Origin of the sequence: Bacillus altaicus (assembly GCF_042136375.2) — a bacterium.
Classification (GTDB): Bacteria; Bacillota; Bacilli; order Bacillales; family Bacillaceae_G; genus Bacillus_A; species Bacillus_A cereus_U.
Map to the genome: position 1 here is coordinate 4597849 of NZ_CM143394.1, position 25563 is coordinate 4623411.

Genomic DNA, 25563 nt, shown 5'->3' on the forward strand with positions numbered 1-25563 from the left:
TGTAAACAACCACATTTTGTCTAAAAGAGTATGATCATTCTTTTCTAATGTCCCTTTACATATAATCTTTTCTATATAATAAAAACTACTATAAGGTTTTAAGCTTATTAGACAATCATAATTTTTAATTTTTTCGGCCATTCTTAACACATCGGCCACGCTTTTACATTTAATAATAGTAAAAGAAAAACTTGCAAAGGAGGGGTTCGTTTGAAAAACAAAAAAAATATCGGCTGTTTCGCTCCCTTATCTATCATTTGCCCAGACCCTTGTCCACCATCCCCTCCTCTGAATCCCAATTGTGAACTAGTAACAAATGAATTTGCTGGGAACTTCCTCATAACTAATGACACCATTCTCTCTACTAAAGATGCATCACAATCGATGATACTGTGGCAAAGTGATGGGATACTACTTATATCAGGTACTGTCTCGGTTTACAATAGTACTAGTAGCACCGAAGTAATTACAATTCAAATCGTCGGAGCAGTAACCAATATTTTCACTGTATTTCCTGGTAATACAATATCTTATATGGGTAAAGATTTACAATCCGTCAGTATTATTAATATACAAAGTAATCCTTCTCTATATTTAGAAGGCAAGTACTGTTGCCAATTTACATGTTGCTTATAAAATAAATATTTCATTACTCCCTCTATTCAAAAAAGCATACCATTTAAGGTATGCCTTTTTATGAAATTGAGTAACGTACTGTAATACAAAACTCTCCTTGATTAACAGTCGTTCCCGTCGTTGTAATTCGAACAGTAGTAAAGTGCCTCACTGTGAAAGTACCACTACTTTGCGGTTGTACAGTAATCGTATCGACTACTGTAGCACCTACTAAAAAATCCACTGTAATCGGATTTGCACCTGTATCATATTTTACATAACCTGAACCGTATATTTCTTGTGTAAGATTATTCGTATAGACAATTTGAGTACCCGCACCTGTAATTGACCAGTCTGTACATACTTGATCTTGCACAAGTGTTTTATTAGAACAACAAGACAAACTGGAACTTCTCATTCCCATTTTGATCCCCTCCTATTCTGCTATGAAAGTGGATAACGTGTTGTAATACAAAATTCTCCCTGATACGTTCCAGCAGGTGTTGCAGGTAATACAACTTGTATACTATCAAAGCGGCGATACGTAAAAGCAATACTCGTTCCTGGGTTTAACGTTTGTGTATCAATTGTATTCCCAGCAGAATCAAGTGCTTCTACGGTAATCGCGCCTGGTCCAACATCATATTTAACAAAACCAGTACCAATTACGTTTTGGTTAATATTATTTGTATAGAGAACATTATCAATTGCTGTTGCAACTACAGTAGCAGACCACGGACTACACACTTTATCTTGCACATAATTTTTATCTGGACAACACGTTAAAACTGTTCCTGAGCACTCACAAGACATAGTTGTTTCCCCTCTCTCTTTTATATTCCTTATATGTGTATGTCCTTCAGAGTCTTTTGCCTGTACTATTCATTCATTTCCAAAAAATAATCACACCTTAGTGCTACTAACTAAATAGATTCAGTTTTGTTTCGTTTTTTCATAAATTTATAAATAAAGATACTACCTATAACAATAAGAACGACCACTAATATAGGTAACATATATTGTCCAACAACACCCGCTGCTTTTTCCCAATGCGGACCTAATTTCATTCCAAAATAAATATATAAAGTCGTTAACGGGAACATTGCTACAAATGTATATATGCTAAATTTCCATATGTTCATTTTCGCCATACCACATGGAATGGAAATAAGCGTTCGAACTCCCGGGACGAAGCGTCCAACAAATGCTACAACCGGTCCATATTTCTCAAAGAAATCATCTGCTTTTTGAATTTGTTCTTCTTTAATGAAGAAATATTTACCGTATTTCACCAATACAGGGCGCCCGCCGTAATAACCGAGCGCGTATAACGTTAATGGTCCTGTCGTTCCACCAAGTGTTCCGGCTAGCACCGCAAGCCAAAAATTCATATCTCCCTCGTATACCCAATACCCAACAAGCGGCAAAACAACCTCTGCTGGAATAAACTCAAAAGTTAAAGCTAACACAACTCCAAAATAAGAAAACTGCTTTAAATACTGGATTATATCTAAAATAATTTGCTCCATACTTTTAACCCCTATCCTATATTTATATTATGCTTTTTTTGCAATTGTACTGGTGCCATCTTTACGATTCGGTTCAAAATGAATAACACAATTCCAATATCATCTAAAATACCGATAAACGGTAAGAAGTCTGGAATGAAATCGAGGGGCATAGCAACATACCCAACTAAAAAAGCAACAGATAAGATTTTCTTCTTTATTGAAACCTCTTTTGAAGTAAAAAAGTCAAATAGGAATGGAACAAACTTGCGGACATGAAATACAACTCTTAATCTACTAAAAAGTTTTTTCATTTTCTAGCTCCTCTCTTTGTATACAAAAAGGACCCTACCAAATATGGTAAGGGTCCTAAAAAAGACAATAAGGGGCCTTTACCATTGCTGGTAAAGGTCTCACTAACAACGAAACGTTGCCAATAAAGCCGAGGGTTTCTCCCTGTAATGACGACTTTACTGTAATAAGTTACTCCCCTTTAGATACACAATTTTATACAATCACATTAAGATATTTGGAGGGGCTTGTCAATATTTTTTTCATTTCCCATTCAGATTATTACATTATAAAAGACGCTATTCTGTATTCTCTGTTGAAACAATTTGGAGCTTAAAATGATCTGGGTCATAAAAATTTATTCTTATTTCTTCACCATGGCAATCTTCCACAAATGATATATGATAAAACTCTAACTTTTTCTTTATCCGCTCGATATCTGAGGTTCTTAAAAATATCTCCGTAGCTGATGATGTGACAGTCTCTCTATACTCTCCCAGTCCCCTGTTTACCACAAAACAAATTCTCGTTGAACCAATATCATACCAAACACCTGTTACACGTAATTGTGGTCTTTCCTTGCTCGGTTTAAATCCTAGAATTCCTTCATAAAAATATAATGTTTCCTTTAAGTTTTTAGATTCTAATACAATACATGTTGTAATACTTCCCATCCGCACTCCCCCTGTCTCTATTAGTTTTCTATATGAGTCATAATTTACAATTATGTACGAATACAATACATAATAATGGATATTTCATTTATAAAGGAGGGTTGTAACATGGATAAATTCATGAAATCCTACATACCTTATCATGGTCCAAACGATCCCTGTCCTCCAATTGGAAAGAAGTATTACTCAACTCCCCCGCACTTATATATGGGTTTTCAACCAACTAATTTACCCCAATTCACACCAAAAGAAGCTTTAAGAAAAGGGACTTTATGGCCTGCTTTTTATGATTATTATGAAAATCCTTACAAAAAAGGACGGTGAATAAAAACGTGACACAAACATTGCCTGATGAATATTACAAATGGATTGAAGAGCTACAAGAATTAGACTTTGTATTAGTTGAACTTACTCTCTATTTAGATACGCATCCCGACGATACTGCAGCTATAAATCAATTCAACGATTTCTCCTATAAACGAAGAGTATTAAAACAAAAAATTGAAGAAAGATACGGACCACTTCAGCAGTTTGGAAACAGTTATTCTAACGCTCCATGGGAATGGAGCAAAGGCCCTTGGCCATGGCAAATATAAAGTGAAACTTTAATCAGTGGGGGTTTTGTTCATCCCCACTGATTATTAGTTAAACCAATCGGGCTTTTACGGGCAGTTGATCTCCCACCTAACCTCTTTGCTTCAACCGAATTTTGAGATGAGAGTCTTACTGCCCGTTAACGCGGGATAAAGGAGAGAAACTATGTGGATTTATGAAAAGAAATTACAATATCCTGTTAAAGTGAGTACTTGTAATCCAGCACTCGCAAAGTTATTAGTTGAACAGTACGGTGGTGCGGACGGTGAATTAGCCGCTGCTCTTCGCTACTTAAATCAACGTTATACAATTCCTGATAAAGTCGTTGGCTTACTAACCGATATTGGTACAGAAGAGTTCGCACATTTAGAAATGATTGCCACAATGATTTATAAATTAACAAAAGATGCAACACCTGAACAAATGAAAGCTGCCGGATTAGACGCGCATTATGCGAATCATGACAGCGCCTTGTTTTACCATAATGCAGGTGGTGTTCCTTTTACTGCCACTTACATTCAAGCGAAAGGAGATCCTATCGCAGATTTATACGAGGATATTGCAGCTGAAGAAAAAGCACGAGCGACTTATCAATGGCTAATTGATTTATCAGACGATCCCGATATAAATGATAGCTTACGCTTTTTACGCGAACGAGAAATCGTCCATTCTCAACGTTTCCGCGAAGCTGTAGAAATTTTAAAAGAAGAACGTGATAGGCAAATTTATTTTTAATACACATATCCTAGCGATATGTGTTTTTTTACGTTAAAAGTAAAATCCTTCCTCATTAACATATAAATAGTATATTTATTCAGTTTTACGCATTATTTTAAAATATTTTTAAAATTCCCTCTTGCTTTCTAGTCATCAGACCTTTAAAATAATAACAGTTACTCGACAAATTATTTGAATTTTCGACAAAAAACACTCATTAGGAGGATTTTCTTTATATGCGTACAACTTTAAAACCAGCGCAAATACTTTCGATTAGTTTACTACTATTCGCAGTTTTCTTCGGTGCTGGCAATATGATTTTCCCGCCTCTTCTCGGTCTTTCTTCCGGAGAAAATATGTGGGTTTCCATTACAGGATTTATTATTACAGACGTCGGTTTATCTTTACTTGCTATCGTCGCTGTTGCCCTTGCTGGTGGTAGTTTTAATACTTTAGCAAGCCGTGTTCATCCAAAATTCGCAGCAGTATTCGCTATCATTATTTATCTTTCAATCGGCCCACTATTTGTTATTCCACGAACTGGAACTGTATCTTATGAAATTGGGATTGCACCACTTGTCCCAGACCAATGGTACTCTATGTTAGTCTTTAGTGCGATTTTCTTTACAGTCGTCTACTTCTTATCATTAAATCCATCCAAATTAGTAGATCATATCGGAAAAATATTAACGCCAATTTTACTTGGAATTATTGCAATTATGGCAACAAAGGCGATTCTTTCACCAGGATCGTTCGCAGAACCTGTTGGTGACTATAAAGAAATCCCATTTTTCAAAGGATTTCTCGAAGGCTTTTTAACATTAGATGCAATCGGTGCTCTCGTATTATCAACAATTGTTGTAAATGCAATTCGCCAAAACGGTATACAAGATAAGAAATCCATTGCAAAATATACAATTATTTGCGGAAGCATTGCGGCTCTTTTCTTAACAATTGTTTACTTCTTACTAGGTTATATCGGCGCTTCAAACGGAAACTTAGGACAATTTGAAAATGGCGGTCAACTATTAGCAACTATTATGTATCAATTCTTTGGGACAAGCGGGAATGTTTTATTAAGTATCGCAATTATAGCTGCTTGTTTAACGACTGCAATCGGTGTTGTAAGTGCATTCTCCAACTATTTCACAACAGTACTAACAAATGTTTCATATAAGAAGCTTGTACTATACGTTTGTATCTTTAGCTTCGTTATTTCAAACTTAGGATTAAGTTTATTAATCAAAATTACATTACCCGTATTAATTATTTTATATCCAATTACAATCATTTTAATTTTCGTATCATTTATCGATAAATATACGAAACGTAAACCTTCTGTCTATATCGGAGCGATGATCGCAGCATTCATTATTAGCTGTATTCATGCACTTGATAATGTGGGAATGATACCAGGTTTTATCGCTAATATCGTACACACAATTCCTTTTTATGAATTAGGTATCGGCTGGATCGTTCCAGCAATAATCGGTGGTATAATCGGATACTTTATTCCGCAAACAGAAGCTGAAGTTGAGGTTTCTAGAAAATAAAAAGAAGCCAGCATGTATTTCATGCTGGCTTCTTTTTATTTTCTAGCGCTGAATACAGTATTTGTATATGAGCGAACAGTTAACATATAGTAACTAATCTTTAATATTTCGTTTTATGCTACGTTTTGATACTTCTAAAAAATCCATCGTATACCTCCATCCGCTCTCGCATGTCTTTATACAGGCAGTGTATACGAAAAAAAACTTCCTCCCTATCGATTTTCATTACATCTCTCTTACGATATTGTAATATAACAAATTAAAAAAGAATCTAGTTCCCTAGGTTATTCACATCATATGTTTAAATGTGAATAACGCATCAATTCATCTGCTTAAACTAGGTACAAACTCAACATTACATTTACATATCCATACCTTACAAAACTGTAAGGTTATTGTAAGCTAAAACGATTTGTCATATTCTTCACCTCTTCTATACTTAATGTAGATACTAAAACGAGCGAAAAGGTGATAAATAAATGAAAAAGAAAAATAAAGTGTTAATTACTAGTGTAGTAGCAATCGGAATTGCAGCTGGATCATATTTTGCTTTAGCTGGCGGTAGTTCAGAAGTAGCAATGGCATATAGCGGATATAAAGTAACAGAAAAACAAATCGAAAACGCACAAAAATTTGGCGGTGAAGTTATTCCAAACGGAATCGAAACGATTTCATTTGATCCAACAAAAGGTACGTATGAATTAGCTGTTAAAAAAGGTGATGAAGTGAAAAAAGGTCAGCTTCTATTTAAATATAGTGACCCTACCGCTAAACAAGGTGTAACGGAAGCAGAAATGCAAAAGAAACTTGCTAACAAAGAAGTTGACTTACTAAACAAACAACTAAATACAGCAAAACAAAAATTACAAAAAGATAAAAATGCAGGCCTTCCTCAGGAAGCATTAAAAGCATCGGAAATCGAAGTTGGGCAATTAGAATCACAACTTGAAATGAAGAAGTTTGAAGTAGAAAAAGCTGATGAAATGATTAAAGTAGCAAAAGAGAAAGTAAACACACTTTCTGTAACGAGTCCAACCGACGGTGTAATTGATGATATCGTAAAAACTGCTGATGAAAAAACAGGTATGAGTGGCATTACACTTCGTCACGCTGGTCAATTTAAAGTAAAAGGTCAACTTTCTGAATATGAACTTGCTAGTATGAAAGTTGGGCAAGAAGTAACTGTTTCATCAAAAACTGTCGCTGGTAAGACTTGGACAGGAAAAGTAACAGAAATCGGTTCTACACCATTAAAGAGCATGGACGAAAATAAAACTGTTTCTAATTATCAATTCACTGTCACATTAGATAATAGTGAAGAATTACAAAACGGCTTCCATGTTTACGTAACAAGTAAATCTGGCGAAGCAACTGGTACGATTGTTCCGAAAAGCAGCATTGTGAAAAAAGGTGACAAAAATGTTGTCTTCGTTGTAAAAGACGGTAAAGCGAAAGAACAAGCAGTTACTGTTGAATTCGAGACAGATAGCGAAGCAAAAGTTTCTGGAGTGAAAAAAGGAGAGGAAATTATCTCTAAACCTGAAAAAGACTTAAAAGACGGTATGGAGGTTGTCACTCAATGATTAACTTAAAAGGCATCACGAAATCTTTCCAAAATGGTGCAGAGTCCGTTCAAATATTACACGGAATTGATGTAAAACTAAACCAAGGAGAATTCACTTCTATTATGGGACCATCTGGTTCTGGTAAATCAACATTAATGAACATTATCGGTTGCTTAGATAAACCAACGACAGGTGCGTACGAACTAGCTGGTCAAAACATTTCAAACATGTCTGAAACAGAACTTGCACATGTTCGTAATAAAGAGATCGGATTCATATTCCAAAACTTTATGTTATTACCGAGACTTACAGCACTTCAAAATGTAGAACTACCTCTTATTTACGCTGGAGTCGATAAAAAAGAAAGACGTGAGCGCTCATTAGCAGCTTTAACAAAAGTCAGTTTAGCTGATCGTGCTACTCACTTACCAAATGAATTGTCAGGTGGACAAAAGCAGCGTGTCGCAGTCGCACGTGCAATCGTAAATAACCCGAAATTTCTCTTAGCAGATGAACCGACGGGTGCACTTGATACGAAAACAAGTACACAAATTATGGATCTCTTTTACGAATTAAACAAACAAGGCTCAACAATCATTATGATTACCCACGATCGTGAAATTGGGGAAGCGGCAGCACGTCAAATTGTAATTCGTGACGGAAATATCGTCCAAGATTGGAGAGGTTAATTTTGAACACGAGTGAAAATATACGCATGGCCCTTTCCTCTATCTTTGCTCATAAAATGCGTTCTATATTAACAATGCTAGGTATTATTATCGGTATTAGCGCCATTATTACTATCATTTCAATGGGTGATGGTACAAATGCAAAGTTTAAAAAAGAGTTAGGCCAAGGAAAAGATACTGAAGTAACGATTTACTACAACAACCCTGATTATGGAACTGATAGTGCCAAAATCACACCTGATATGCTAAAACGTCTTCAAACTGTACCAGGCGTTAAAGATGTTTATCCAGATGTAAGTATGAAAGTAAAAGCATCTTCTGGTTCAAAAGATGTCTCTCTTGATTTAAAAGGTGGAACAGGCGCCTTTATGACAGATTCGAAAATAAAATTAGTTCACGGTCGTGAATTAAACGACAGCGAATTAAACCAAGCAATTCCTGCTGTTATATTAAATGAAGAAGCTTTCAACAAATTATTTAGTGGTTGGGAATCAAATCTATACACAGATGTAAAAGGAAAGCCGTATAAAATAGTCGGTGTATACGAAACGAAAAACGAATTTGGAATGGCTATGCCTGAAGGTTATACATCTCTTGAAAACGCGCCTGTCATTTCAGGAGTAAATGAGTATGACTCTGTAAAATTAACAATGACCTCTCCAACAGAACGTAAAAGTGTAGAAAAACAAGCTGTTTCTGTTTTAAACGACATGAAAGCTCCTAAATTCGAGCACAAATTCGAAGCACAGGACTTAGGTGAATTTACGAAGCAATTAGACGAATCCATCGGTATGATGAAAATGGTATTCGGTGGCATTGCCGCTATCTCCTTACTTGTTGGTGGTATCGGTGTAATGAACATCATGCTTGTATCTGTAACAGAACGTACACGTGAGATCGGTATTCGTAAAGCACTTGGTGCAACGCGCGGTAAAGTATTAACACAATTCTTAATTGAATCTTGTATTTTAACAGGACTCGGTGGTTTCATCGGATTCATGCTTGGTATTTTCTTCGCTTGGATCGTCTCAATCTTTGCCGGATGGCCACTCGTTATCTCAAAAGAACTTGGACTTCTTTCAGTAGGTATCTCAATGCTAATCGGTATTGCATTCGGTTTACTACCAGCAAACAAAGCTGCTAAACTTGATCCAATTGAATGTTTACGATATGAGTAAATAAAAAAACGTAGGAGTTTACACTCCTACGTTTTTTATTTTGTTGAAGGCAAATGTAATTTCATCGACGTTTTGACAAAAATAAGAACCTCTAACTTCTATTATATAAAGTGAAACTATAATCAGTGGGGGTTTTGTTCATCCCCCACTGATTATTAGCCTTCACCAATCGGGCTTTTACGGGCAGTTAATCTCCCACCTAATTTCTTTGCTTCAGCCGAATTTTGAGGTGGGGGTTTTACTGTCCGTTAATGCGGGATAATTCTACTGCAATTCGCGAACCACTTCATAACGATATCATCCCTTTAAATCATGTTTCTTCTATTATATATGTTTCATGTTGCGATTATCTTTTTATCATTTAAACTTTCATTTCTCACGAAAGCTATCAAGCAATCCTATTATTGCAAAAATAATATGTAAAAGAACAAATTCAAGGCGTAATTTTTTCCATACTACAACTTATTTTGTAACAATTATATCTCTATTTCATTAAAATCACCCCTATATATACGACTTCACACACAAGAAGATTATATTTTCATAACTACATTACGATTCAAATAGTTAAATACCCCTTTTTTGTAACGTTACAGAAACATTCAAGTAACAGCACTGATACATTATTAATCCATTAGTAATTAAAAAAGTGTTGATTTTATGAATCGTATGTTCTAATCCCCTAAAAAACGCAAAGAAAACGCTATCAGGATATTAATGGAATTATTACAGAATATTAATGCCTCGTTACGAATGCTTTGTAGTTTTGTGTTTTCCGCAAATAAGAAAATAATGGTTGCTATAATGAGGTCAACGAAAACAAATGCAATGGAGGCTATTATGAAAAAATTTATGGGTATAGCAACAGCAGCGGTTTTTGGTCTTGGGATTTTCACAACATCTGCTAAAGCAGAAACAATCGTAACGACTGATGTACTAAATGTACGAGAAAACCCAACTACTGAATCACAAGTTGTCGGAAAGTTATTAGATGGATATAAAGTTAACGTTTTACATACAGAAAACGGATGGTCAAAAGTTAAATTAAATAGTGGTAAAGAGGCTTTCATAAGCGCTGACTACACAAAAGATTCTTACTACGTAACAGCAAACGTATTAAACGTACGTGCTGGAGCAAATACAGATTCAGAAATTCTTGGTAAATTGAAAAAAGATGATGTAATCGAAACAACAAACCAAGTACAAAATGATTGGATCCAATTTGAATATAACGGCAAAACAGCTTATGTACACGTTCCTTACTTAACAGGGAAAGCACCAGTTAAAGTTCAGCCAGTAGTTAAAGCTGAAAAAGTAACTAACGTTCAAGATACTGCTAAAGTTCGTGAAGCAGTTAAAGCCGGGGAAGTAGCTGAAACTCAAGCAAAAGCTAAGGCTCAAGAAGCAACTAAAGCTCGTGAAGCAGCTGAAGCTCAAGCAGAAGCTAAGGCCGGGGAAGCTGCTAAAGCTCGTGAAGCAGCTAAAGCCGAGGAAGCAACTGAAGCTCGTGCAGCGGCTAAAGCTCAAGCAGAAGCTAAGGCCGAGGAGGCAACTAAAGCTCGTGAAGCAGCTAAAGCTCAGGCAGAAGCTGAAGCTCAAGCAGAAGCTAAAGCTCAAGAAGCAGCTGAAGCTCGTGCAGCGGCTAAAGCTCAAGAAGCAGCTGAAGCTCGTGAAGCGGCTAAAGCTCAAGAAGCAGCTAAAGCTCAAGAAGCAGCTGAAGCTCGTGAAGCAGCTAAAGCTCAAAAACCAGCTACACAACAACCTGTTGCGAAAGAAACTGAAACAAGTGCACCATCTTCTTCTCGTGAATTAAGAGTTGAAGCAACAGCTTACACAGCAGATCCACTTGAAAATGGTTACAAAGCCGGAGATCAAGTAAAATCAGCTATGGGCCATAACTTAACAGCTAATCCAAACATGAAACTAATTGCAGTTGATCCAAGTGTAATTCCATTAGGTTCAAAAGTATGGGTTGATGGTTACGGAGTAGCAATCGCTGGTGATACTGGTGGAGCTATTAAAGGAAATAAAATTGACGTTTTAATGCCAGATAAAGGTACATCAAGTAACTGGGGACGTAAAACAGTTACAGTGAAAATTTTAAACTAATTACTATATAAAAAAGAGTCAGTCTCAACGTTGAGGCTGACTCTTTTTTATGACTCTTACATTCTTTCTTTCTCCTTCTCCCCCGTCCAAGTTAAATCTATCCCTTTGAATTCTATATACGATAGACTACTATTTCAACAGAAAAAAGAGGATGCTATAGCATCCTCTCTTACCTTCCCTATTCCACACAAGTAAACTGTGTCCAAGCTCCTACATAATCTAGTAAGAATAACTCTTCTTCACTCGCATAAGCATTTCCGATAATAACATCATCAATAAGCCCTGTTGCCCATAAATGTTTCGCTTGTACTTCAATTGGTAAGTTACGATGTTGTTCTAACGTACATAATCCGTCATTAATATCCCATGGACCGATGTCAGCTGCATGCGATGTAATAAAGGCTGCACTGCGAATACCATGCTTTTTGAAGCGTTCACTACAGCGAATGAAATAATCATACGGAAGACCAGTAAATTTTTGCGGATAAAAATTGTGACAACCAATTAAAGCTGATTTATTCGCTTGATGCGAAAGGATATTTTCTAAATAGGCAATATCATTACTTACATTCAGCTCAATTTTTAAGCCATATGGATTATTCGTCATTTTCGCTTCTGTTAACCCGTCAAACCCTACATCTAAACGAATTCCATCCGCGCCTAACTCTGCAAAGAACGATAGATCACTATAACTAACACCAAGTTGATCGAATACAGCTGGAGCTACATCTAAAATAACTTCCATATTGTTATCTTTTGCATGATTAATAATTTCTTTAAATTCAGCTACAATTTCTTCTTTCGGACGATTCACAGATAATAGACATGTAAATATTCTTGAAAAACCGTGGCGTGCCGCTGCTGAAATATATGCCATATCTTTTTCTTTCGTTGAATGCTCTGGATAAAGTGAAATTCCTAATTTACGCTCCATGCTTTTGCATCTCCTTCACACGTTGTATTAATGCCATACTCGTAAATCTATATTTTGCAGATAAACATGTTGCACATAAAATCGTTGGTACAATGATAAAGAATGGTGATTGTAAGCTAAATGCTACATAAGCTCCCATTGAACATCCGATAAATAATATCGACACAAGTAGTAAAACTAATAACGATTTACTTTGTACCCACTTTGAATAATGAGCAATGCACTGCCCTGCTACAAATGTAATTAAGATGATAATTGCTCCGAGCATTCTGCTTTCTCCTCTCCTGCTAATTGTTGTTTCTCATACATTTTGAAGAATGGATAGTAAATAACGAATGAGATAACAAAGTTAACAAGTACAAGTACACCAGCCATAATTGTCCAGTCCGTACTAATAATAGCTGCAATTGGCGCTAACATCGTAAATGGCAGCTTTGCCATCATGAGCGGAATCATACCTGAAACAACTGCGAAATATGATACTGTCGTTGTAACTAACGGTGTAATAACGAACGGAATAATTAAAATTGGATTCATTACAATTGGTGCCCCGAAAATAATTGGCTCGTTAATATTGAATAAACCTGGTACGAATGATAATCTACCTAACTCTTTTAGGAACTTAGATTTAGAGAACATAAACATAATTACTAAAGCTAACGTTGAGCCTGATCCACCAATCCATACGAACCATTGAATAAATTGCTCTGTAAATAAGTTTGGTAATTGATGTGCATTCCCTGTAGCCGTGAATACTTCCATATTTTCAAGAATTGCTGAATCCCACATTGGACGAATGATTGGTCCTAAAATCGCTGGACCATGTATACCGAACGACCAGAAGAATACGATTAGGAATACTGTTAATAAACCACCGAATAAATTATTCCCTACTAACACAGACTTTAATGGTGCAATTAAATATGTGATCGTTGTATTTACATCAAATTTCAAACCGTAACGAATACCCCAGAATAAAAGAATAACTACTAAAGTTGGAATTAATGCTGCAAATGAATTTGCAACCGCTGGTGGTACACTATCTGGTAATTTAATCGAAATATTATGCTTAATCATGAAATGATAAATTTCAACCGCAATTAATGATGTCACAATAGCTCCAAATAAAGACGTAGCACTTAATGTCCCTACTGAAATATATCTTCCTGCATCAACAACACCTGGTACAGCTTTTGTTATTTGAATAGGTTCAACTGATGCTAGTAAAAAGGCGAGTACAGATAATAATCCTGCACTTAACTGATTGAGTTGATAAAAGTTCGCGAGTGAGGCTCCTACCCCAAATGCTGCGTATAAAGCCATTAAACCTACTGTAAATCGAAATGGAATATCTAAAATATGGCGAAACGGTGCAATCCACTCCATATATGCATCAATTGGTAAGTTTAAAAAGATAACGAAAAATGACCCGACAATCGTTAACGGTAATGTAGAAATAACTCCATTCCGAATTGCTAATAAATGTCGTTGTCCCGCAATCTTTTGCGTTGTTGGCATAATCTTCTGTTCCATAAAACTCATAAAACCATTCATCGATAACCCTCCCTATGTTCAATCTAACAAAAACAAAAGTTATAACATTATAATGTTTGTGTTTAAAAAAATATAATTACGCTAAAACTAATTTTTCAGCTTGCTTAAGTACTTTCAAACCATCACACATACCGTAATCTCGTTGTTCTATAATTGCAACTGGTATATCGTATGACTTCGCAAGAAACTCTACTGCTGGAAACAAATACTTCACCTGTGGTCCAATTAAAACAACATCAGCATTTTTTATTTCCAGTTTCACAAGTTCTGAATCAACTGCTTTAATTTTATAATCCTTCCCTTGTTTCTTTGCCTCTTCTTGCATTTTTCTTACAACCATACTCGTTGACATACCTGCTGCACAGCATAATAAAATATACATCTTATACTGTCACTTTCTCTTCCACTCGTTTATGAAGAGTAATAAATTCCTCAGCAAGTTCTTTCACTGTAATGGCATTCATTAAATGATCTTGTGCATGCACTAATAATAAACTTATTTCTGCATGATTTCCCCTTGCTTCCTCTTGAATTAAATCCGTTTGAATACGATGAGCGGATGATATTTCCTCACTAGCAAGTTCCATCTTTTCACTCGCATTCTGAAAATCTCCTTGTCTTGCAAAAGCAATTGCTTCAAGTGCCGCGCTTCTCGCGTTACCACCATGTAAAATTAACGCAAATGGAGTTTGCATATCAGTCATTTTAAATTCCTCCAAGCTATGTTTTTTCTATATTTTTATCTTATTATGAAAACGCATACAATTAAACATAAAAAACTTCCGTTATGTAACGGAAGTTTTTATATACTTTTCTTATAAAGATAATAATATCTCTTGGAAATCTTCAATTACTTCAGCCTGAGTTAATTTCTCTATCGTATTCTGACTAGACATAATATCATATAAAAAATCATAAAGCTTTTGTAAATCTTCATTATTATTGCGCTTCACACTAAATAAAATAATAACTTGTACTTTCTTATCTCCCCAATCAACAGCTTTATCAAGTGTACAAAACATCAAAAATGTTTGTTCACTTAATAACTGCATCGGATGTGGAATCGCAACTAAATTCCCAACCGCTGTAGGAGATGTGTTCTCTCTCTCCATAACAGAAGCATAAAAGTTTGCAGGTACATAGTTTTTCTCAGCAGCTTTCTCACATAAAAACTGGATAACCTCTTCTTTCGTAGAAGCACTACGATTTAAGAAGATCAAATCTTCCTTAACATATTGCTTCACACTATTATCCACATGCGTAAATAACTGCTGACCAATCGATTTAATCTCTTTATCATCAAATATTGAGTTCACTTTTATAACTGGTACAGGCAAACCACTCGGTATATAAATCGTACTAATAATACAATCTACTTTATCTTTATAAAGGTCTTCTACTTTCAATTGATAATAGCCTGTAATACCTACAATCTCTAATTTATCTCGAAACTGTGATAGAATTTTATATTTCAGTAGCTGTGCACTCCCTTGACCAGTCGCACAAACTAATAAACATCTTTTCTTTTGATTATTTTCTTGCAAACGGCTCATCGCCCCTCCAAAGTGAATGGCAATATAACCAATTTCACTCTCTGGAATGGATTCACCCGTATATTCACCAATTATATCTCCAACGAGAACTGCAATTTCAAAAGCATATGGATAATTTTTTTTCACTTCTGCTAAAAGAGGATTTCTCGTATTTAATTTATATTTCAAACGATTTAATAACGTTTTTAAATGAACACCAAAACCAAATAATAATTCTTCATCATAATAAAAAGTAAGATTCCGTTCTTCCGCTACTTTGAAAAGAATATGTTGCATGAATGCATATACGTCTTTCCCTAATAGTCCTTCCACATTTTCATAGCGATCTCTTGCTGTAACAGCTGTACTTAATAAATGCATCGTCACATATAAAATTTCTTCTTCTGGAAATTGAAGTTTTAACTCTTCCCCTAAATTTCCTAAAATCAGTTTCGCAATTTTATATTCTTTCTTTATGATAAGTTCAGATTCCTCTACATGCAGTGCTTGAATGTAATGATCATCCCTGCATCTCTTTAAAGCAATCGCAATATGAATTGATAAATTATCAATTTCTATATCTGATAAATATATCGTTCCTCCCTCGATATACTTTAGTATAACCGAGCGGATGAGAGAAATATGGGGTAACGATAAATATGTGTCCGTCTGCTCATAGTTCTCATGAAACGGAGTATGGTCATAACGTGGTAAACCATATTGTGATAAACAAGAGCGAATATTAAATTCTTCTCCCACAATACGTATACCATAATATGGTCTTTTTTCAATCTGTAACTCATAGCGACTACAAATATCCGTAACATCTTTCATAATTAAGTTTACAGTAGATTTACTCACATAAATCTCTTCCGCTAGCTGCGAAAGCTTCACATACCCATCTGTCGTTAAAATACGTTGTAAAATATACGCTACTCTTTCTTCATAAGAAGTGGGAATCTTTTCCGTCTGTTTTTGAAATACATTTACGCAAAAATCTTCAAACTTCTTAGTTTTTATAATTTCTAGTTCGTATCCATTCCCCCTTTGTGATTCAATTTTCGCTCCGTGTTCTTCCAACATATCATTTAATAATTTTATATCCTTTTGAATCGTCTTCGTTGATACATGTAAACGGCTCGCTAAAAAAGCTCGATTTAACATCGATTTCTCTTCTAAAAACTCCTCTAAAATAGAAATTAATCGCTGATGCACTTTTGTCATAGCTCTTCCTCTCGCTCTTTATATAAAAGGGAAAAAGCCACTGAAATCAGTAGTTTTTTCCCTTTTATCCCGATTGGTGTGGGCTAATAATCAGTGGGGATGAACTAAATTCCCACTGATTAAAGCTTCACTTTATCCCGCGTTCATTATTTCTTTAGCGTGAATCCAAACTTATCCCAAGCTTGTAAATAATCTAATAAGAAGATTTCTTCCTCTATAACTCGGCCAACTACATTTGTTTTTCCTGTATTCACCATATCTTTTAAAGCAATTTGTAATTCACCTTTATATTGACCATACTGTTCATTATCAATTAAAAGATCACCGCGTTTAATTTCGCGCGTATTATGCGGTTTGAACTCTTCTTTTTTATATTTCACACGACTCTGTGTAGAACGAATCATATATTCAGATACATCTCCGCGATAAAAATGCGGTTCGTCTAACACAATAATTCTTTCTAATTCTGTTGTTGTATCATATAGTCCTATATCAAATGTTTGTTTCTCTTTATTTAATGCACCTAGTGCTTGTAATTCTTCCTCTGAAGCATACGCGTTCGCAATAATAACATCATCAATTAATTCTGTCGCAAACAAATGCTTCGCTTGTGTTGTCATTGGTAATTCACGATGCTGCTCTAACGTACATAACCCTTCTGTTACTGGCCAAGGTCCATATGTTGCATCAAATGATGAAATAAAAGCAGCTGTTCTCATACCGTAATCTTTAAATTGTTTCGAGCATTTAATGAAATGATCGTATGATAATCCTGAATAACGATGCGGATAGAAATTATGACAGCCAATTAAATTTTCACGATTTGGTCTATGACTCATAATGTTATCTACATACTTCGTACCGTTACTCATATTAATCTCAATTTTTAAGCCGTATGGATTGTATGTCATAATTGATTCTTCTAAACCTGAGAAACCAACATCTAAACGAATACCATAAGCACCTAGTTCATGGAAGAACGATAAATCATTATACGAAATACCTAGTTGTTCAAAAACAGCTGGACTAATATCAACTAATACTTGGAACCCTAATGCATTCGCATGAGAGATCGTTTCCTTAAACTCTTCTATAATTGTCTTTTTCTCGCCATCTACAGATAATAAACATGTGAATACACGTGTAAATCCGTATTTACTTGCTAATGTTACATACTCTTTATCTTCCTCTACTGTCGAATGTTCTGGATAAATAGAAATACCTAATCGTCTCATATGTACACGCCTCTTTCTTCATCATATTGTAAACCTTTTCAAATATATGTAGTGAAAAAGTATGTATCCCCTTCTCGTCCACTACCATTTGAATCCGCTTTCTTTAAAGAAAAAATAATTTCTATCATTCATAACAACTACTAGTCTATACATCTATACTTTACATCTTTTTTTCAAAATTGTGTAGTCTTTCCACAAATTTGTCAGTTTTTTTGCCTCGAAAATTGTTATACGTTTTCAAGGCACCTTCCTTGACTGTTACGTTGACCAATACATATACTCGAAAGAACAGAGATAAAGTGAAACTTTAATCAGTGGGGGTTTTGTTCATCCCCCACTGATTATTAGCCTTCACCAATCGGGCGTTTACGGGCAGTTGATCTCCCACCTAACTTCTTTGCTCCAGCCGGATTTTGAGGTGGGAGTTTTACTGCCCGCAAATAGCGGGAAAACTTTTATATAGGGGATGAATATATGGGAGAGGCAATACTCGTAAAACGAGAACCGTTATGGACAAAAGAGTTTATTGCGCTAATTCTAGCAAACTTATGTATGTTTTTAGGATTTCAAATGTTAATTCCAACTTTACCTGTTTATGTGAAAGAAATTGGGGGCACAAGTTCAAATATCGGATTCGTTGTCGGCATGTTTACCGTTGCAGCACTTTTTATTAGGCCGCTAACTGGAAATGCCTTGCAAAAATTCAACAAAAAAATCATTTTAATGATCGGTACCGCTATTTGTTTACTCGCTATGGGCAGTTATCTTTTCGCTTCAACCGTTTTCCTATTGCTTGCCGTTCGAATTTTACACGGCGCTGGTTTTGGTATTACAACGACTACATACGGAACTGTCGTTTCAGATTTAATTCCGCAAGCTCGCCGCGGTGAAGGCATGGGGTATTTCGGTCTTTCTGGAACTATTGCCATGGCGCTCGGTCCACTTATTGGACTTTGGCTTATGCAAGCATATAACTTCACGATTCTTTTTTTATGTGCACTTTCATGCACAATAGTTTCATTAATATTAACGAAACTACTTCAAATCAAAAAATCGCCGCAACCACCACAGCAAACATCTGGTACCTTTCTTGATGGATTTATTGAGCGTAAAGCTTTACTTCCTTCATTATTAATATTATGTATTACGTTAATGTACGGGGGAATTGGGAGCTTTATCACAATATTTGCTACGGAAGTCGGGATTGCTGATATCAGTCTCTTCTTTTTATTTAACGCACTTGCAATCGCTGTAACTCGTCCGTTTTCTGGAAGATTATATGATACGAAAGGCCATACATTTGTCATCATTCCAGGAGTTATTATTACGTTTACAGGTATTATCTTGCTGTCGTATACAACTACAATTCCGAGTTTAATTATTGCCGCAGCATGCTACGGCAGTGGTTTCGGAGCAATTCAACCGGCACTACAAGCATGGATGATTGACCGAGTAGCACCGCACCGACGAGGAGTAGCAACAGCAACATTCTTCTCAGCATTTGACCTTGGAATTGGTGCTGGAGCGATTATTTTTGGATTCATTGCACACTTTACCAACTATGCAACTGTATATCGCTATTCCTCTCTGTTACTTATTGCTTTTCTTTTCATTTATATTACAAGCTTACGGAAGCAAAAACAGGGGGATAAAACAAAAGAAAAAGCCGTTGGGTAATGCTAATTGGTTCTTTTTCGAAGTACTTGGACCAAAAAATCATGTATACACATTCGTAAAAAGCAGTGGATTCCTAAAAAAATCACACTGCTTTTTGCATTGTATTGAAGAGTGAACCGCTGTTCTATTTATTCATGTTGTTCGTATGATATTAATATATAGAACGAATTGGAGGAAATATTAATGAAAGCAATAGTGTACACAAAATACGGTCTCCCCGACGTTCTTCAACTGAAAGAGATAGAAAAACCTGCTCCTAAGGACAATGAAATACTAGTAAAAATAAAAGCGACAACCGTAACGGCAGGAGATATTCGCTCACGAAGTTTTACGGTTCCCTCTTCTGTTTGGCTACCCGCTCGAATCGCACTTGGCTTTAAGCAACCGAAAAAACAAATACTCGGAATGGAATTAGCTGGTGAAGTTGAATCGATAGGAAAAGACGTCACACGATTTAAAAAAGGAGACCAAGTTTTTGCAGCTACCCAAGTGAATTTTGGTTCTTATGCTGAGTATATTTGTCTACCTGAAGGTGGAGCAGTGTGCATGAAGCCCTCCAATATATCCTATGAAGAAGCCGCAGCCATCCCAATTGGAGCACGTACAGCTTTGTTTTTCCTTAGGAAAGCTAACGTTCAAAGCGGTCAAAACATTCTTATTTACGGAGCTTCTGGAAGTGTCGGAAGTTATGCAGTACAAATTTCCAAGTATTTCGGCGCAACAGTTACAGGTGTGTGCAGTAGCTCCAATTTAGAATTGGTCAAATCTCTAGGAGCTGACGAAGTAATTGATTACACCACAAAAAAATTTTCTACTACAGACGAAACTTATGATGTTATCTTTGAAGCGGTAAACAGGAGTCCCTTTTCAGAGTGCATTAAAATGTTAAAGGAAGATGGTACCTATATAAATATCGTTGAACCGTTACCAAGTGCTCAAATGCTCTGGACTAAATTGACAAGTCGCGTGAAACTCATATTAAGTCAAAACGCACCTGAAACTTCCGAAGCATTAAATTTCCTTAAAGAACTTGTTGAGAACGGTAAAATAAAAGTGGTCATTGATAGGCGATACACTTTTGAGGAAATTATTGAAGCTCACATATATGTTGAAAAAGGACATAAGAAGGGAAATGTCGTCATAACTATGGAGCATAATGACGATTCTAAATAAAGAAAAAACACTTTGCATAATTGTTAAAATGCAAAGCACCGAAAGTTTTTAACATAAAAAAGCAGAGCAAATTCATATGCGAATTGCTCTTTTTTATTGTTGCGGGCATCTCAAAAGAAAACAGTTTAAAATAATTTAATCGTTTTTTACTTTCATTTAATACATTCATTTCAAACCTCCCCATTTCCCCCACATATTTTTCTAACTTTAATCAAAAAATATGCAAAGAACTATTATTATAAATAAGGTGAACCTTTACTTAGCACATCCAATTTGGATAGTTTATCTCTCCTATTTTTACTATCCAAAAATAGTGTGACAAATGCGACTTTTTTACAAACCAATCAGATATATCACCTAAAAAACCAATTAAATCCAGGTGTTTCTTTAAAGATTTGTAAACTTTTTATCACTTTGTAAATTTAGTGTAAATTTTACTAATAAACCGTTTACAGTGCCTCAAGGTTTAGTTAATAATTACATCGTACATGAAATTTAAGGAGTGGAATGCGTGGAATACAATATTCAAGATATGATCTTCCAGTTCATTGGTGGATTAGGTATTTTCTTATTCGGGATTAAATACATGGGCGATGGACTGCAACAAGCAGCCGGAGATCGTCTTCGCGATATTCTAGATCGTTTTACAACAAACCCTCTTATGGGTGTACTAGCAGGTATGTTAGTTACAGTATTAATTCAATCAAGTTCAGGAACAACCGCTTTAACAGTCGGACTTGTAAGTGCCGGATTTATGACATTAAGACAAGCAATCGGTGTTATTATGGGTGCGAACATTGGAACGACAGTTACTGCATTTATTATCGGAATTAAAATCGGAGAATACGCTCTTCCAATTATGGCAGTTGGAGCAATCTTATTATTCTTCTTTAAAAATAAAAAAGTACAGTCTTTAGGTCAAGTCGTATTCGGATTTGGTATGTTATTCTTCGGTTTAGAATTAATGAGCGCAGGTATGAAACCTCTTCGTTCTTTAGAGTCATTCCAAGAATTAATGGTTAGTATGAGTGATAACCCGATCTTAGGAATCGTTGTTGGTACAGTCTTCACTTTAATCGTACAAAGTTCAAGTGCGACAATCGGTATTTTGCAAGAACTATTTGGCCAGGGTGCAATCGATTTACAAGCTTCCCTTCCTGTATTATTCGGTGATAACATCGGTACAACAATTACAGCTGTATTAGCAGCAATTGGTACTTCTATTGCAGCAAGACGTGCAGCATTAGTTCACGTTATCTTTAATATCGTCGGTACAATAATCTTTACGATTTTATTAGTACCATTTACAAGTTTAATTCAATATTTCCAAACATCATTAAACTTAAATCCAGAAATGACAATCGCATTTGCCCACGGAACATTTAACGTAACAAATGCACTTATTCAATTCCCATTCATCGCTGTATTAGCATGGATTGTAACAAAACTTATTCGCGGCGAAGATTCTGCTATTGATTTCAAACCGCAACATTTAAATACAATCTTTATTGAACAATCTCCTGCTATCGCACTAACAGAAGCGCAAAAAGAAATTGTTCGCATGGCTGAGTTTTCTTTACAAGGATTAAAAGAAGCAAACCAATTTTTAAATACACAAGAAAAGAAACACGCTGATATGGCTACGCAATTAGAAGCAGCTATTAACAATTTAGATAAAAAAATTACCGAGTATTTAGTTTTACTATCAGAAAAACCACTTTCACATACAGACTCTGAAAAGCATTCAGTTCTAGCAGGTGTTGTTGGAGATATTGAACGTGTCGGTGATCATGTAGAAAACTTAGTAGAACTTGTAGATTTCCAAATTTCAAACCGCGTTTCACTATCAGATGAGGCACTAGCTGAATTAAATGAAATGCTTGAATTAACAATTTCAACATTACAAGATGCAATCAATGCTTTAACAAACTTCGACACTGAACTAGCTCAAACGGTTATTGCGAAAGAACGTAAAATTGACCAAATGGAACGTGTTCTTCGTAAACGTCATGTATTACGTCTGAACGAACGTAGCTGTTCAGGTGATGCAAGCATCATTTTCGTTGATATGGTAAGTAACTTAGAGCGTATCGGTGATCACGCTGTAAATATTGCTGATGGCGTTTTAGGTGAACAAGGAAAAGTAAATTTAAAACAATCATTATAATAGAAAAGAGACGCTAATTTGAGCGTCTCTTTTTTTATTTCACCTTTACAACCGTTCTTCCTTTTAACTTTCCTTGCAGTATAAGTGTAAATTTCTCATCTAATTCTTTTAATGTACATTCTTCTGTATAAGATAATAGCTCTGAGTTTTTCCACTCACCGGCTAGCAATGCCCACACTTCTCTTCTCACATCTACTGGACATTGAACTGAATCTATTCCTAAAAGGCTAATCCCTCGTAATATGAATGGGTATACAGTTGTATTTAATTCATGCCCTGCTACGTTACCACACGTTGTTACACAGCCTCCATACTTCACTACCTTTAAAGAACTTTCTAACATGTTCCCGCCTACAGTATCGACAACCCCAGCATATATTCCTTTAAGCATCGGTCTTCCTGATTCATCACTCAACTCCGCACGGCGAATCATCTTTTTTGCACCTAAACGTAGCAGCATCTCTTTCTCTTCCATTTTCCCTGTTGCCCCTACTACGCTATATCCTAGCTTCCCTAAAATACTAACTGCTACACTGCCTACTCCGCCCGTAGCACCCGTTACTAAAACATCTCCCATACTAGGTGTAATTCCCGCTCTAATGAGCTTATATACCGATAAGGCAGCTGTAAAACCGGCTGTCCCGTACATCATACTTTCCTTCAAAGACATTTCTTTGGGTAAAGGAACAACCCAAGATGATGGCACGCGAATATATTCTCCGAAACCACCAGAAGTATTCATACCTAAATCATACCCAGTTACAATAACTTGATCGCCTTCCTGAAAGGCGTTATTTTCACTACTAACTACCTCTCCCGCTGCATCTATGCCAGGTGTATGAGGATATGTTCTCGTTACACCTTTATTACCAGTAGCTGAAAGGGCATCTTTATAATTTAATGAAGAATAATGAACACGTATTAATACGTCTCCTTCAGGTAAACTATTTACTTCTCTCTCAACAAGCTTTCTTTCAAATTGATTATTTTCCTTTTCTTTCACGACAATTGCTCGGAATGGTGTATGATTCATTACGCTCTCTCCTTCATCCGTAAAATCCTTCTTTATTATATAAGAAATGCTTTTAAAGCTAACCGCTTCTTCTTGGCTATATTTCAACAAATCTTACTTCTCTATCACTTTCTCACAATACGTATTTTCATTTCTACTAAAACACATTATACTTGTTCTACATCTTAAAAATAAAATATAGAAAATCTAACTTTTTATAAATAAATTGAATTTTTACGAAATGTAAATGATTTGTAATGTTTTTTTTCGCTAAATTTCATTATAATAAGTGGATATGAGTGTCGTATTTCAATTCAAATGAAGGAGTACAAGAAATGGAGCAAAACCCATCTTTGCAAGAAAATACACGAACTAAACCGAGAAATAGTAAGAAAAAAACAAAAATTATTATAAGCGTTATTTTATTATTTTTAATAATAGGTGGCGGTTATACTTGGTTTTTAGTAAATAAAGCATCTTCTGCTATTCGAAATGCCGCTCACGATTTAGCGCGCGGTGATAAATCTGATTTGCGTGATAAAGCTGTAAAACCTATTACGAATAATGTATCTGTCTTAATTATGGGTGTTGATGAAAGCGATGTCCGTGGGAAAGAATATGGTGAAGCTATAAGAACGGATGCACTATTACTTGCAACGTTTAATAAAGATAGCAAAACTGTAAAACTATTAAGTATTCCACGAGACACGTATACTTATATTCCAGTAGAAAAGAAAAAAGATAAAATTACACACGCTCATGCATTCGGTGCTACCAAAAACGGAAAAGATGGTGGACCACAAGCAAGTATTGATGCAGTTGAAAAATTAATGAATGTTCCTGTCGATTACTTTGTAAAATTCAACTTTAAATCATTCATGAAAATCGTTGATGATTTAGGTGGCATTGAAGTTGATGTACCAGTTGAATTTACTGAACAAGATAGTAATGATAACGCCGATGCAATTCACCTGAAAAAAGGTGTTCAAAAGTTAAATAGTGAAGAAGCTCTTGCTCTTGCTAGAACACGACACGTTGATAGTGATGCGATGCGTGGTCAACGTCAGCAACTCGTTATCGAAGCCATTTTAAAGAAACTAACAAGCGTTGGATCCGTAACAAAAGTTGGTAACATCATTGATGATATTAACGGACAATTCGTTACAAACTTAACATTCGACGATATGCTTTCATTCTATAAATATGGTGCAGATTCTTCAATTGAGAAATTACAAATTGAAGGTGAAGATTGTTACATGGCAAAAGGTGATGATACTTGTAGTAAGTCATCTGGTGGTGGCCGAACTTACTACTACAATCCAGATAAAAAAGAATTAGCTAATGTTACAAACGAACTTCGTAGTCACCTTGGACTACCTGCCTATACAAAATCTGATTCTGATTCGAAAAAAACAAGCCCAGAGAAAACAAAAGAATCTAAGTCTGAAAATACGAGTGAACGCGAATCAAGTAACGATGAAACTCAAAATAAGAATAACAGTGAAGATACAGAAACATCGTCTAATGACAATGAATAAAGTGAAGCAGTGCTCTATGGAGGT

The 25563-nt window shown here is 35.6% G+C and carries 25 protein-coding genes and 1 pseudogene; 13 read left to right on the forward strand and 13 right to left on the reverse strand.

The annotated features are described in order from the left end of the window. Positions 1 to 210: 210 nt before the first annotated feature. Positions 211 to 636 carry an S-Ena type endospore appendage gene (locus ACE38F_RS23765; protein WP_375371129.1) on the forward strand — a complete coding sequence of 142 codons (426 nt, stop codon included), beginning with the start codon at positions 211 to 213 and terminating at the stop codon, positions 634 to 636. A 58-nt stretch (positions 637 to 694) separates the two neighbouring features. Here the strand turns inward: ACE38F_RS23765 and ACE38F_RS23770 are convergent, their stop codons facing one another. The 5 genes from ACE38F_RS23770 to ACE38F_RS23790 form a co-directional block, all read right to left on the reverse strand. Then, entirely contained in the window at positions 695 to 1039 is a 345-nt protein-coding gene (locus ACE38F_RS23770; protein WP_002116437.1) for a DUF3992 domain-containing protein, read from the reverse strand. A gap of 20 nt (positions 1040 to 1059) precedes the next feature. Further along, positions 1060 to 1428 (reverse strand): DUF3992 domain-containing protein, encoded by a 369-nt coding sequence (locus ACE38F_RS23775; RefSeq protein ID WP_137059469.1) that lies wholly within the window; start codon positions 1426 to 1428, stop codon positions 1060 to 1062. Positions 1429 to 1538: 110 nt separating this feature from the next. Further along, a complete protein-coding gene (locus ACE38F_RS23780; protein WP_341307610.1) occupies positions 1539 to 2144 on the reverse strand; it encodes a DedA family protein in 606 nt (201 codons plus the stop codon). A gap of 11 nt (positions 2145 to 2155) precedes the next feature. Then, a complete protein-coding gene (locus tag ACE38F_RS23785; RefSeq protein WP_375371128.1) occupies positions 2156 to 2437 on the reverse strand; it encodes a YkvA family protein in 282 nt (93 codons plus the stop codon). Between the two features lie 276 nt (positions 2438 to 2713). Then, positions 2714 to 3088, reverse strand: a complete 375-nt coding sequence (locus ACE38F_RS23790) for a VOC family protein (RefSeq protein ID WP_375371127.1) — start codon at positions 3086 to 3088, stop codon at positions 2714 to 2716. Positions 3089 to 3196: 108 nt separating this feature from the next. Here ACE38F_RS23790 and ACE38F_RS23795 point away from each other — a divergent pair, with 108 nt between their 5' ends. The 8 genes from ACE38F_RS23795 (at position 3197) to entC (ending at position 11493) form a co-directional block, all read left to right on the forward strand. Further along, a complete protein-coding gene (locus ACE38F_RS23795) occupies positions 3197 to 3412 on the forward strand; it encodes a spore coat associated protein CotJA (RefSeq protein WP_000357172.1) in 216 nt (71 codons plus the stop codon). Positions 3413 to 3420: 8 nt separating this feature from the next. After that, entirely contained in the window at positions 3421 to 3684 is a 264-nt protein-coding gene (locus ACE38F_RS23800; protein WP_000194952.1) for a spore coat protein CotJB, read from the forward strand. A 163-nt stretch (positions 3685 to 3847) separates the two neighbouring features. Beyond that, entirely contained in the window at positions 3848 to 4417 is a 570-nt protein-coding gene (cotJC, locus tag ACE38F_RS23805; protein WP_002010774.1) for a spore coat protein CotJC, read from the forward strand. A gap of 218 nt (positions 4418 to 4635) precedes the next feature. Then, complete coding sequence (gene brnQ2 / locus ACE38F_RS23810) at positions 4636 to 5952, forward strand: branched-chain amino acid transport system II carrier protein BrnQ2 (RefSeq protein WP_375371126.1); 1317 nt, start codon at positions 4636 to 4638, stop codon at positions 5950 to 5952. Between the two features lie 479 nt (positions 5953 to 6431). Beyond that, positions 6432 to 7535, forward strand: coding sequence for an efflux RND transporter periplasmic adaptor subunit (locus ACE38F_RS23815; RefSeq protein WP_375371125.1), 1104 nt, complete (start codon positions 6432 to 6434; stop codon positions 7533 to 7535). Beyond that, positions 7532 to 8206 (forward strand): ABC transporter ATP-binding protein, encoded by a 675-nt coding sequence (locus ACE38F_RS23820; protein WP_002188403.1) that lies wholly within the window; start codon positions 7532 to 7534, stop codon positions 8204 to 8206. The genes ACE38F_RS23815 and ACE38F_RS23820 overlap by 4 nt, the downstream gene beginning before the upstream one ends. Before the next feature lie 26 nt (positions 8207 to 8232). Beyond that, on the forward strand, positions 8233 to 9384 hold the full coding sequence (locus ACE38F_RS23825; RefSeq protein ID WP_002029935.1) for an ABC transporter permease: 1152 nt from the start codon (positions 8233 to 8235) through the stop codon (positions 9382 to 9384). Positions 9385 to 10101: 717 nt separating this feature from the next. Continuing rightward, complete coding sequence (gene entC / locus ACE38F_RS23830; protein ID WP_375371124.1) at positions 10102 to 11493, forward strand: cell wall-binding protein EntC; 1392 nt, start codon at positions 10102 to 10104, stop codon at positions 11491 to 11493. A 229-nt stretch (positions 11494 to 11722) separates the two neighbouring features. Here entC and ACE38F_RS23835 read toward each other — a convergent pair. The 7 genes and pseudogenes from ACE38F_RS23835 to ACE38F_RS23865 all read right to left on the reverse strand — a co-directional run. Then, a pseudogene (locus tag ACE38F_RS23835) lies at positions 11723 to 12427 on the reverse strand (DUF871 domain-containing protein); the annotation flags it as partial. After that, entirely contained in the window at positions 12417 to 12695 is a 279-nt protein-coding gene (locus ACE38F_RS23840) for a hypothetical protein (protein WP_002150399.1), read from the reverse strand. The pseudogene ACE38F_RS23835 and the gene ACE38F_RS23840, both read right to left, overlap by 11 nt. Next, entirely contained in the window at positions 12671 to 13981 is a 1311-nt protein-coding gene (locus ACE38F_RS23845; RefSeq protein ID WP_375371123.1) for a PTS sugar transporter subunit IIC, read from the reverse strand. The genes ACE38F_RS23840 and ACE38F_RS23845 overlap by 25 nt, the downstream gene beginning before the upstream one ends. A 76-nt stretch (positions 13982 to 14057) precedes the next feature. After that, complete coding sequence (locus ACE38F_RS23850; RefSeq protein WP_105585804.1) at positions 14058 to 14363, reverse strand: PTS sugar transporter subunit IIB; 306 nt, start codon at positions 14361 to 14363, stop codon at positions 14058 to 14060. Between the two features lies 1 nt (position 14364). Continuing rightward, entirely contained in the window at positions 14365 to 14685 is a 321-nt protein-coding gene (locus ACE38F_RS23855) for a PTS lactose/cellobiose transporter subunit IIA (RefSeq protein ID WP_002125414.1), read from the reverse strand. A 111-nt stretch (positions 14686 to 14796) separates the two neighbouring features. Beyond that, complete coding sequence (locus ACE38F_RS23860; RefSeq protein ID WP_375371122.1) at positions 14797 to 16737, reverse strand: BglG family transcription antiterminator; 1941 nt, start codon at positions 16735 to 16737, stop codon at positions 14797 to 14799. A gap of 146 nt (positions 16738 to 16883) precedes the next feature. Continuing rightward, positions 16884 to 17972: a DUF871 domain-containing protein gene (locus ACE38F_RS23865; RefSeq protein WP_375371121.1), complete on the reverse strand. Its 1089-nt coding sequence runs from the start codon at positions 17970 to 17972 to the stop codon at positions 16884 to 16886. Between the two features lie 474 nt (positions 17973 to 18446). Between ACE38F_RS23865 and ACE38F_RS23870 the strand changes: the two genes are divergently transcribed. The 3 genes from ACE38F_RS23870 to ACE38F_RS23880 all read left to right on the forward strand — a co-directional run bounded on the left by ACE38F_RS23870 (position 18447) and on the right by ACE38F_RS23880 (position 22989). After that, positions 18447 to 19649: an MFS transporter gene (locus ACE38F_RS23870; protein ID WP_375371120.1), complete on the forward strand. Its 1203-nt coding sequence runs from the start codon at positions 18447 to 18449 to the stop codon at positions 19647 to 19649. Between the two features lie 183 nt (positions 19650 to 19832). After that, positions 19833 to 20822 (forward strand): NAD(P)-dependent alcohol dehydrogenase, encoded by a 990-nt coding sequence (locus tag ACE38F_RS23875; RefSeq protein ID WP_215555323.1) that lies wholly within the window; start codon positions 19833 to 19835, stop codon positions 20820 to 20822. A gap of 511 nt (positions 20823 to 21333) precedes the next feature. After that, positions 21334 to 22989 (forward strand): Na/Pi cotransporter family protein, encoded by a 1656-nt coding sequence (locus ACE38F_RS23880; RefSeq protein ID WP_341307625.1) that lies wholly within the window; start codon positions 21334 to 21336, stop codon positions 22987 to 22989. Between the two features lie 34 nt (positions 22990 to 23023). On the opposite strand, the gene ACE38F_RS23885 is transcribed toward ACE38F_RS23880, so the two are convergent. Next, positions 23024 to 24022, reverse strand: coding sequence for a YhdH/YhfP family quinone oxidoreductase (locus ACE38F_RS23885; protein WP_215555321.1), 999 nt, complete (start codon positions 24020 to 24022; stop codon positions 23024 to 23026). 314 nt (positions 24023 to 24336) lie between these two features. Between ACE38F_RS23885 and ACE38F_RS23890 the strand changes: the two genes are divergently transcribed. After that, a complete protein-coding gene (locus ACE38F_RS23890; protein ID WP_215555320.1) occupies positions 24337 to 25539 on the forward strand; it encodes an LCP family protein in 1203 nt (400 codons plus the stop codon). Positions 25540 to 25563 lie beyond the last annotated feature (24 nt).

Coding starts and splice junctions, on each gene's coding strand:
- ACE38F_RS23770 (WP_002116437.1), bottom strand. CDS start 1,039: ATGGGAATGAGAAGTTCCAGTTTGTCTTGTTGTTCTAATAAAACACTT.
- ACE38F_RS23775 (WP_137059469.1), bottom strand. CDS start 1,428: ATGTCTTGTGAGTGCTCAGGAACAGTTTTAACGTGTTGTCCAGATAAA.
- ACE38F_RS23780 (WP_341307610.1), bottom strand. CDS start 2,144: ATGGAGCAAATTATTTTAGATATAATCCAGTATTTAAAGCAGTTTTCT.
- ACE38F_RS23785 (WP_375371128.1), bottom strand. CDS start 2,437: ATGAAAAAACTTTTTAGTAGATTAAGAGTTGTATTTCATGTCCGCAAG.
- ACE38F_RS23790 (WP_375371127.1), bottom strand. CDS start 3,088: ATGGGAAGTATTACAACATGTATTGTATTAGAATCTAAAAACTTAAAG.
- ACE38F_RS23795 (WP_000357172.1), top strand. CDS start 3,197: ATGGATAAATTCATGAAATCCTACATACCTTATCATGGTCCAAACGAT.
- cotJC (WP_002010774.1), top strand. CDS start 3,848: ATGTGGATTTATGAAAAGAAATTACAATATCCTGTTAAAGTGAGTACT.
- brnQ2 (WP_375371126.1), top strand. CDS start 4,636: ATGCGTACAACTTTAAAACCAGCGCAAATACTTTCGATTAGTTTACTA.
- ACE38F_RS23815 (WP_375371125.1), top strand. CDS start 6,432: ATGAAAAAGAAAAATAAAGTGTTAATTACTAGTGTAGTAGCAATCGGA.
- ACE38F_RS23820 (WP_002188403.1), top strand. CDS start 7,532: ATGATTAACTTAAAAGGCATCACGAAATCTTTCCAAAATGGTGCAGAG.
- ACE38F_RS23825 (WP_002029935.1), top strand. CDS start 8,233: ATGGCCCTTTCCTCTATCTTTGCTCATAAAATGCGTTCTATATTAACA.
- entC (WP_375371124.1), top strand. CDS start 10,102: ATGGAATTATTACAGAATATTAATGCCTCGTTACGAATGCTTTGTAGT.
- ACE38F_RS23840 (WP_002150399.1), bottom strand. CDS start 12,695: ATGCTCGGAGCAATTATCATCTTAATTACATTTGTAGCAGGGCAGTGC.
- ACE38F_RS23845 (WP_375371123.1), bottom strand. CDS start 13,981: ATGAATGGTTTTATGAGTTTTATGGAACAGAAGATTATGCCAACAACG.
- ACE38F_RS23850 (WP_105585804.1), bottom strand. CDS start 14,363: ATGTATATTTTATTATGCTGTGCAGCAGGTATGTCAACGAGTATGGTT.
- ACE38F_RS23855 (WP_002125414.1), bottom strand. CDS start 14,685: ATGACTGATATGCAAACTCCATTTGCGTTAATTTTACATGGTGGTAAC.
- ACE38F_RS23860 (WP_375371122.1), bottom strand. CDS start 16,737: ATGACAAAAGTGCATCAGCGATTAATTTCTATTTTAGAGGAGTTTTTA.
- ACE38F_RS23865 (WP_375371121.1), bottom strand. CDS start 17,972: ATGAGACGATTAGGTATTTCTATTTATCCAGAACATTCGACAGTAGAG.
- ACE38F_RS23870 (WP_375371120.1), top strand. CDS start 18,447: ATGGGAGAGGCAATACTCGTAAAACGAGAACCGTTATGGACAAAAGAG.
- ACE38F_RS23875 (WP_215555323.1), top strand. CDS start 19,833: ATGAAAGCAATAGTGTACACAAAATACGGTCTCCCCGACGTTCTTCAA.
- ACE38F_RS23885 (WP_215555321.1), bottom strand. CDS start 24,022: ATGAATCATACACCATTCCGAGCAATTGTCGTGAAAGAAAAGGAAAAT.
- ACE38F_RS23890 (WP_215555320.1), top strand. CDS start 24,337: ATGGAGCAAAACCCATCTTTGCAAGAAAATACACGAACTAAACCGAGA.